This is a genomic window from Maribacter polysiphoniae (assembly GCF_003148665.1).
In the GTDB taxonomy this organism is placed as follows: Bacteria; Bacteroidota; Bacteroidia; order Flavobacteriales; family Flavobacteriaceae; genus Maribacter_A; species Maribacter_A polysiphoniae.
Genome location: NZ_QGGQ01000024.1, coordinates 1 through 8,121 on the forward strand (window position 1 = coordinate 1; position 8,121 = coordinate 8,121).

An 8,121-nucleotide genomic window follows, 5' to 3' on the forward strand; every position below is an offset into this window, starting at 1 on the left:
ACAAGTTCCGGTTCAAAGCTGCTCTGCCTGTCCTGGGGCGTATCGATGTCGAAGGTGCCGTAGCCGCTCTTGATCGTCTTCTTGCCCTTGCCGTTGCGTTTGTTGCCCTTGGTCCTTTGAACTTCGTTCAAATGCCCCTCCATCTCGGCCTCAAGGGCCTTTTCGATCACGTTCTTCAGCATTGGGGCGAAAGCACCTCCTTTACCGAAAAGGTTCTTGCCGGACATGAACTGGTCAAGCACCTTCTTTTCGAATTCTGTTTGTTCTTCTTTTCTCATGATTCTGTCTGAATAAAATTAATACTTAAATTTATTTCAGACAGAGTTCAGTTTACACCCTCTCTAACGCCTGTTATCATTGACTCTTGATTAATTAGTTTCCGGTTTCCAGTTTCCTTACTATTATCACTCGTTCAACAAAGAAGAACTTAGAGGATTTAAGAAAAAGTCCAATCTTTTATCAATTATTAAAAACTACTACTTAAATGACTACCATTTGGGTATGGACCTACCCCATGAAGTTTAGCCTAAACTCATAAATCCTCAAGTAAAAACCAAAGAAAAAGGTATTAGACTACCCTTTTACCTACCCACTTTTGCCTATATAAATGTGCAAGTAAATATTTATTCAAAAAATTGTATACCAACAGTTTAACCTACTAAGGCAGAAGGTAGGTAGGAGACTACCCGATATTTTTTTGCTTAATTTCTTTCGGTCACAAAGGAAATCCAAAAAAGGGTATAATACTACCATCTTCCCTACCCACCTTTATCTACTTAAATATTTATCAAAATAAATAGTAAACCAACAATTTAACCTTCTAGGAAGGAAATTAGGTAGAGTTCTACCATGCCAAGTTGGGTAGGTACAGCTGTGATTAAATAGGGTGATTTAGCTTTTTAAGAGAAAAATTTATTTCCCCAAATCTTCATAGTTCTTTGAAGATTATTTGTTTTTATATAGTTGTAGAATACTCTTTCAGAGGAATGCCCACTAATGGCCATAATATCAATTACGTAAAAAACCAATGACATTATTTTCTGTTAGTAAATATTTCTTGTATTCTATTTCGATTATTACAATAACACCAACCATTTCCTTTTTTTAATATTTTTATTATTTTGCAATTAAAACCATTAATACATTTTTTATGACCCCCTTTAAAAAACCATCCAAACCATTAATTACCAATAAAGTATACTATTTAGCAAACAAGAAAACAAAAGACTTTATCGGTTTACTATTATTTATTGTTTTTTTGTCTTTAAGCGGATGTACCCAAGAAGAATCCTTGCCCGATGAGAATGGGGTAGAAAAGGAAAACACTTCAATTACCGACTTTAGGATAGAGCAGGTTAGCCTAGGATCTTTGGAGAATGATGACCAAATACGTAATGCACTTGCCCAACTAGAGAGTGTAAAAAAAACAACTACCTCAAAAAATACTCCGTCGAATATTTATGATTTTAAAGTGGACACATCCAATATTAAGGTTATTAACCAAGGAGATTTAAAATCGTATACTTTCCTGGTCAAGGAAAGAACAGATAGCCTATACTTTGATAATCTAGTCCTTCAGCAAAAGTACAATGGGGAACCCGAGGCGTTTTTAATTAGGTATTATACCGAGAATGGCATTAGAAGGATTCCAGATCATTCTTCTTTTACTTTTGAAGGAAAGAGAGAAATCTTCGTCTTGGATAGAGAAAAGTTGAACATTAGCGCTGCAAAAACCGCCACCTGTTTCACCTTAACCGAGACTTGGTGTAGTTTTGGGCCAGAAGATCATCCTGCAGGAGAAAATTGCTATAGGCAAGCAGAAAAGACAGGAGACCAAAGAATCTATACCGTGGACTATCGAGTATGTTTAACTAGCGGTTCAGATGATAATCAAGGATTCGAAGGGAATCCAAATGAGAACGATAGCGGTAGCGGTGGGGGAGCAGGTCAAAGCGACCCCTATATCGTAACAGCCCCCACGAACATTGAACTATATGACTTTGATTTTAAGAATTTTCAGAGCGGTATCCTGGATACTGTTGTAAGGAAATACTATAATTCAAACGAGAATATAAGAAACAATATCGATAATTATCTGATAGAGAATAACTTTAACGGTATAGCAGCATTACGAGCAAAAGAAGGACTTTCACTGGGAAATAAACTTTCCTTGGATTATAAACAATTCAACTATGGATTTGGTAAAGATATATTCGACGATATTGGTTTTTTTATGCTGCGAAACAATTGGTCCGAATATGCGGAAAATGAGGCCAAACTTCTATTGGCCATGGGTATTTCGGAAGCAAAAAATGGCCTTGAATTACATTCAGGGAAAATTGGGGGAATAGATGCTCTAGAGTATACCCATGTCGATACGAGTTTTGACAACGGAAAAGGCACTCTATACCTTTTAAAAAACGGTATTTTTATTGCAAGTTTTAGTTCAAGAAGACCGCTTAATCCTAAAGATGACTTCAACTCCGAACCATCCCTTAGCTATGATAATAAATTTTATTATGCCTATAATCCTGATTCTAATGACTCTGGAACAAAGAATGGGTATTCTCTTGGTTGGTATGAGGTACCTATCGGTCAGGACGAAGGCATCGACACTGTTGATGGGGTGAATACAGTGATCAATGCTTTTTGGACTAGTGCCAAGTTTGTAGGAAGGTATGGTTTGCCTTTAGAAGATGCTATAATTTTGGTTGATGGTAAGGACTGGGACGATGTGGAACAAAGCAAGGTGGAAGCAGCTGGGTTTATGATTTTAGGGTTCATTCCTGGGGGGAAAGCCTTAAAACCTGTCAGTAAAGGAACCGGCAAACTCTGGAAAGTTGTTATTAAGAACGGTGACAAAGTCTTTACCCGAACAGTTAAAGAGCTTACCGAAGAAACCATACAACATTTTGACAACTATGTTGAGGGGGCCTCTGATTTACTACAAGAAGCCCTAAGAAAAGGCGATATACTGGATGACGAAATAATCATTGACCTTGGTCAGGAAATTGCAGACCTATCGGCTAAAAAAGGCAGAAAACTGACTTGGCCAGAAGTTAAAGCACTTTTTAAACGTGGACAAGATTTTAATAAAAAGGCCAGAACAGTATACACATATAATGAAATTGTTTTAGAAACAGGAAAACGTTTAGATTCATACATACCTGGAAAAGAAATTATTTCCCGAAAAGCCACAACATTGAGTAATATAAAACCAGAAACTTTTAAAGGCTACTTAAAAGAAATTATAACTAAATACCCCAAAGAAAGTGTTTTAAACTCAACCAAGTTGCCAAAGGGATTAAAATTATCAGGAGATTATTTTTTAGAAATTCCACTTTCAAACAAGGCGTTTTTTGAAAATAGTAATACCTTTCAACAAGTCTTAAATCAATTTAATATAGACAATAATGTCCTTGTGAAAATCAAATATTTAGCGGAATAAACTATGATATTAAAAGAGGTTTTTGAAAATATAGACTTTGCAAATCGTTATCAATCAATTTGTCAAAAACATAATGATTTTGAACACTGTATGTCTGGAAGTAATAAAAAAAAATATTTAGAAATTTTGAAATCTATTGATAATACTGTTAATTATTCTTCAAAGGATAAAACTTTTAAATATTCATTTAAGTACAAAAATCATATTTTAGATATGATCTTGACTTTACACGGAGGAATGGTAGAAACTCATCTAAATTATATTAAGGATGGTGAGTGGCTTATGTATAATAGATTTGACGGTTATGCTAAAGAATTAAATTCAAATTTCAATAGAGAACTTTATAATATCCCTAAGTATTCAACTTTTCAAGAACTAGAGAATATTTTAAAAGAAATCTTTTCTATATATGAGGATTTAAAAAATGAATTTGTAAAAATAAATCAAAATTAAAAAATACTGCCTACACTACCTAAGTGTTCGTATGGCTAGTACCACCAACATGAGGACCATGTTGACTAAAGCAGTTCGGTTTTTGCTTACTACGGAAATTGATATTTAGTTGTGAAGTTTTAATTGCCTAAAAAGATGTTCAAAAAAAAGTGATTTTCGTTTTTTATGAGAAAAATTTATTTTCCGAAATCTTCATAGCTCTTTGCAGGTTATTTGCCTTTATATAGTTGTAGAATACCCTTTCAGAGGAATGTCCACTAATGGCCATAATATCAATTGCAGCCATACCTGACAGATAGGTATTGGTGCAAAAAGACCTCCTACCAGTATGATTGGTTATTAGTTGGTACTTTTTGTATTCCTTGGTTTCTATAATGCCACCGTTTGTTCTTGTAATCTTAACCATTGTATCAATTCCTGCTTTTTCACCAATTTCCTTTAAGGCATAGTTGATGTGCTGTTCCGGCATTTTTCGGGGAAGTTCGCCTTCCCATTTATCGAGAATTTCAATTACCGTAGAATTAATTGGTATTGTTATGGGCTTGTTGTTTTTCTTAGTAGTTAATTGGAAATACTTCTTATCTTCAACTGTAATAATGTTGTCTTTTTCAAGCTTATTAAAGTCACTTACCCTTAAACCTGTATTTGCCGAAATAAGAAATAAATCACGGGCCCTATCCATTTTATCTTTGGTAATAAAAACACCAGATTCAGTCTTTACAGTTTTAAAATCGGAGAAATCCAGTTTTTTAATTCTCTCCAGTTCTTCAATGCTAAGAAAGATATGATCTATTTCCTCAGTTGGTTTTTTAAAATATTTTTTACGACATTCCGTATTGTTATGATGCCCAAGTTCATGACTAGCAATCATAATTGTTTTAAGAATTTTTATTTGTGTACCTACATAGTTCGTTGAGTATCCTTGCTGATATAACCAATTGAGATAATCGTTATAAAATTCATAATTGATTTTATCATAGCGTACTCTGTAAACGGTGTCATTAAATCTTTTTAATATGTTATAGGCATTTCTATAGGTTTTGGCAGTTCCCTTCTGAAGAGGCTTGGAAGAGCTCATTAATGGCTTTACACTATAGTTCCTAATAAACCAATCATAAAAAGGCAAAAGTTCAATTGTGCTGTTTTCTGTTTGGCCTTTGGTTTTTTTGAAGAACTGATCACAGAAATCTATTAATACCTCATTATTTACAGCAATTATCTGCTCTTCAATTAGGCTATTGTACTTTTTATTTAATTGGTATTGTAGGTCATCTAATTTGTTATTGATGTAATTTTTATCCAATTCTTCGGCCATATTTTTAATGCGCATGGTTTTATGGTCCCAGTTCTTAATGTTTTGGACTTTGAACCCAGTGGAGTATCGAAGCCTGGAATTTGTACCATAATTAAAGTGTAATTGAATAATGCCCGATTTGTTGCTTGCCTTTCGTATTTTGTAAGTCAACTTAGCCATATTATAAATCTTTGTTCAATTATAATAAATAAGTGACACACTTTCAAATTTGTGCCACTAATTGTGTCACTTTTCTTTCTAACAGGAACATCTCATAGAGCCTTTATAGCTTACATTTATTTTATAACTTTACTTTAAATAGCTACTTACAGAGGATTTTAAAGTTAAGTTCGATAAAGTAGGTATTAAATAAATAAGATAATACGTAATCCCCTAAGGGTCCGTTCGACCGAATTTAAAGCTTATGGGGAAGAGGAGCATGTACGAATACACGATAAGGGAAGAATCGAAAGGGGAGGTCGTCACCAAAGGGCGCGGGCACATGGGGGAACTCGAGGGCATTCTGCCAAACGAGATATTCGCCGTCATCAGGTCGGTGGACGGGACCGACGGCCCTTTGGACATCCGGGTGGATACCGGAAAGACCAGCTATGAGATAAAGAAACACAATTGAAGGTGGTCCCTATAGGATATGTCCTGCCCCAATGAGCTTTTCGTCAAGTTTATCGGATGTGCAATCGACCCCCAAATCGGATTGGGGACAATGCCTATCATGGAATCATGTTATAAATAGAATGGGTATGTTTTTTTGAGTAAGAAGGACGTATGGTAATCTACAAATGAAAAGTTCAAAAAAAGGATGAACCTAATTCGAGAAGGCGCTTTTATAACAGAATTAATTTTCCAAGCTGAACTTGTATCACATTCTCACGAGCGATTGAAAGATTCTGTTGATGACTTTGATAAAATTGCTGTTTGGTCATGTATTCAATCCATTTTAATATCATCAGGTAATATTTCTAAAATTCTATGGCCAATATCGAAATATAAAGAAAGAGGTAAACAACTTAGGGAACTTCTCAAAATTGATTCTGAAAGTGTTTTAAAAAGTAGAAAATTCAGGAATAAATTTGAGCACTATGATGAATTATTAGATGATTTTTTTAAAGACAAGAATATTTACTCTTATACTGATTTAGCAATGAATCCATCTTTAAGTTCATCAATTGGAGAATCTTGTCACAGAGGGTTTAACTCTTACAATAATACTCTTGTGATTCATGGAGAAATTCTAGACTTAAATGATATTGTAGACGCTGTTGAACAATTAAAGCTTAAATGTGAAAGCTTATTTATTTAAAGAAGTTAAATAATTACAGCCACTAAAAACGTGTATCATTAACTGCGGGCAATTGGTAGAAAATCACCATTTTCAAGTGAAGCTTATAAAATTCGTATTTTAAACCCGCAACTAATCATACATGCAAACCGTTAAAGTTCAAATAAAGGATGAGATAGGACACTTTGTCGGCAAACCAATACAGAAATAAACTATAGAATACTAGTGAGAATTCGAGTTTATACCCACTATAAGGTTATTTACTCAAAAAATAACTAAGGTTTGTTCTAATGCTTTTCTAAGCTATAGTAGCCTTTCCATTTTCTTGCACGGTTCAGAATCCAAATCAGTATCTTTATAAAAGTTCAAATGAAGGATTGATTTAATGGATATATGATCATATTCCTACGATTTATACCATTAAATAATATAATTATGAAAAGATTAAACATAATTTCGTTCTCCATTACGCTTTTCTGTAAGGGCATTTCTCTTAAATTCATTTACTTTGATAATTTCAATTTGGATTTAGAACAGGTAAATAAAAAAAAGCAGGTTTTATGACCGAATAATGTTATGGTTGATAATACTTAATAAGATTTACTTGATGTGATTTCCTAAAATAGTTAAGTTAAATAAGACGAAACCAATCATACGAGGCTAGCTGTAAAGTACCCGTACTCAAAAAAAAAGAACATGAAAAAATTCATACTAATCACGATTATTACATTGGCATTCGGAGCAACAAATCTATATTCTCAAAAAATAAAAAAAGAAACTATCTACAATCGGGGATTAGGAGTAAATCATAGAATAATGTGGGCAGAAATTTCACTAGATGACAATAATAACGTTCTGTCGAGAAATGTGGTTTTAGCAGGTCAGGATTATCGATTCTCTAAAATATCCTCAATTATTATTGCCTACATTGGGAGCGCAAAGGAATTGAATAATTTTATGAGAAAATTAGATGAATTTTATGAAAAAAATGAAAAGGAAACTTATGACACAATTGAAGGAAAGAGAGTTAGGCGAGCAAAATTTGGGATAGGAATCTATGATAAAGATGAAATTGGTCAAATAGGTTTTCATATTAAAGATTTTAGAAAAATGAAGAAAGCATTGGAGGAATGGGCTAAAAAAAACAATGAACTTTTGGAATAGAATTCCCGTGTTATTTGTGAGAAGCTTTATAAGGAATTGAGGTCTGAGCAACTTTATGAAGATGGAATCAGACGATAACAATAGAACAAAAAAAAAGACAAAAAAAGGTCTTTCTGCCAACTAAGAGGGTCTGTAAATTAAACTCTGTCCGTTGTTCCAATTCCTTTGGGGCTAGCCCCAAAGGAATTGGCGTTTAAGACCAGTGGTATCCTCTCCCCAAATTTAATATAAAGTTGTTGAACGGTAAGACTCCAATTATGTAATGGGCTTGTCCACTTTTTTTCGATGTTCTTTGTGGCCAGGTATACCAGTTTCAACAAGGCCATGTCGTTGGTAAATGCCCCCTTGGTCTTGGTTACCTTACGAACTTGGCGATGAAAACCTTCCACGGCGTTGGTCGTATAGATGATCTTCCTGATGGGTTCGGTGTACTGGAAGTACTGCGATAACTGCTCCCAGTTA

At 34.1% G+C, this 8,121-nt stretch carries 8 protein-coding genes; 5 read left to right on the forward strand and 3 right to left on the reverse strand.

Going from position 1 to position 8,121, the window contains the following annotated elements:
- The coding region (locus LX92_RS22045; protein ID WP_211315872.1) for a transposase at positions 1–278 on the reverse strand (278 nt) is incomplete at its 3' end.
- Positions 279–1,150: 872 nt separating this feature from the next.
- On the opposite strand from LX92_RS22045, the gene LX92_RS22050 reads away from it, so the two are divergent.
- Complete coding sequence (locus tag LX92_RS22050; RefSeq protein WP_109655197.1) at positions 1,151–3,448, forward strand: hypothetical protein; 2,298 nt, start codon at positions 1,151–1,153, stop codon at positions 3,446–3,448.
- Positions 3,449–3,451: 3 nt separating this feature from the next.
- Entirely contained in the window at positions 3,452–3,901 is a 450-nt protein-coding gene (locus tag LX92_RS22055; RefSeq protein ID WP_109655199.1) for a hypothetical protein, read from the forward strand.
- Positions 3,902–4,064: 163 nt separating this feature from the next.
- Here LX92_RS22055 and LX92_RS22060 read toward each other — a convergent pair whose 3' ends face one another.
- On the reverse strand, positions 4,065–5,216 hold the full coding sequence (locus LX92_RS22060; protein ID WP_170117926.1) for a tyrosine-type recombinase/integrase: 1,152 nt from the start codon (positions 5,214–5,216) through the stop codon (positions 4,065–4,067).
- 403 nt (positions 5,217–5,619) lie between these two features.
- Between LX92_RS22060 and LX92_RS22065 the strand changes: the two genes are divergently transcribed.
- From LX92_RS22065 to LX92_RS22075, 3 genes are all read left to right on the forward strand, one after another.
- Positions 5,620–5,829 (forward strand): hypothetical protein, encoded by a 210-nt coding sequence (locus LX92_RS22065; RefSeq protein WP_146197905.1) that lies wholly within the window; start codon positions 5,620–5,622, stop codon positions 5,827–5,829.
- Between the two features lie 186 nt (positions 5,830–6,015).
- Positions 6,016–6,516: a hypothetical protein gene (locus tag LX92_RS22070; protein ID WP_109655205.1), complete on the forward strand. Its 501-nt coding sequence runs from the start codon at positions 6,016–6,018 to the stop codon at positions 6,514–6,516.
- Between the two features lie 675 nt (positions 6,517–7,191).
- Positions 7,192–7,659, forward strand: coding sequence for a hypothetical protein (locus LX92_RS22075; protein ID WP_146197906.1), 468 nt, complete (start codon positions 7,192–7,194; stop codon positions 7,657–7,659).
- Between the two features lie 137 nt (positions 7,660–7,796).
- Here LX92_RS22075 and LX92_RS22080 read toward each other — a convergent pair.
- On the reverse strand, positions 7,797–8,121 hold a 325-nt coding region (locus LX92_RS22080; protein ID WP_146197907.1), incomplete at its 5' end, for a transposase.

What these genes read in the sequence shown, in the direction of transcription:
- LX92_RS22050 (WP_109655197.1), top strand. Translation starts at nt 1,151, where the DNA reads ATGACCCCCTTTAAAAAACCATCCAAACCATTAATTACCAATAAAGTA.
- LX92_RS22075 (WP_146197906.1), top strand. Translation starts at nt 7,192, where the DNA reads ATGAAAAAATTCATACTAATCACGATTATTACATTGGCATTCGGAGCA.
- LX92_RS22055 (WP_109655199.1), top strand. Translation starts at nt 3,452, where the DNA reads ATGATATTAAAAGAGGTTTTTGAAAATATAGACTTTGCAAATCGTTAT.
- LX92_RS22070 (WP_109655205.1), top strand. Translation starts at nt 6,016, where the DNA reads ATGAACCTAATTCGAGAAGGCGCTTTTATAACAGAATTAATTTTCCAA.
- LX92_RS22060 (WP_170117926.1), bottom strand. Translation starts at nt 5,216, where the DNA reads ATGGCCGAAGAATTGGATAAAAATTACATCAATAACAAATTAGATGAC.
- LX92_RS22065 (WP_146197905.1), top strand. Translation starts at nt 5,620, where the DNA reads ATGGGGAAGAGGAGCATGTACGAATACACGATAAGGGAAGAATCGAAA.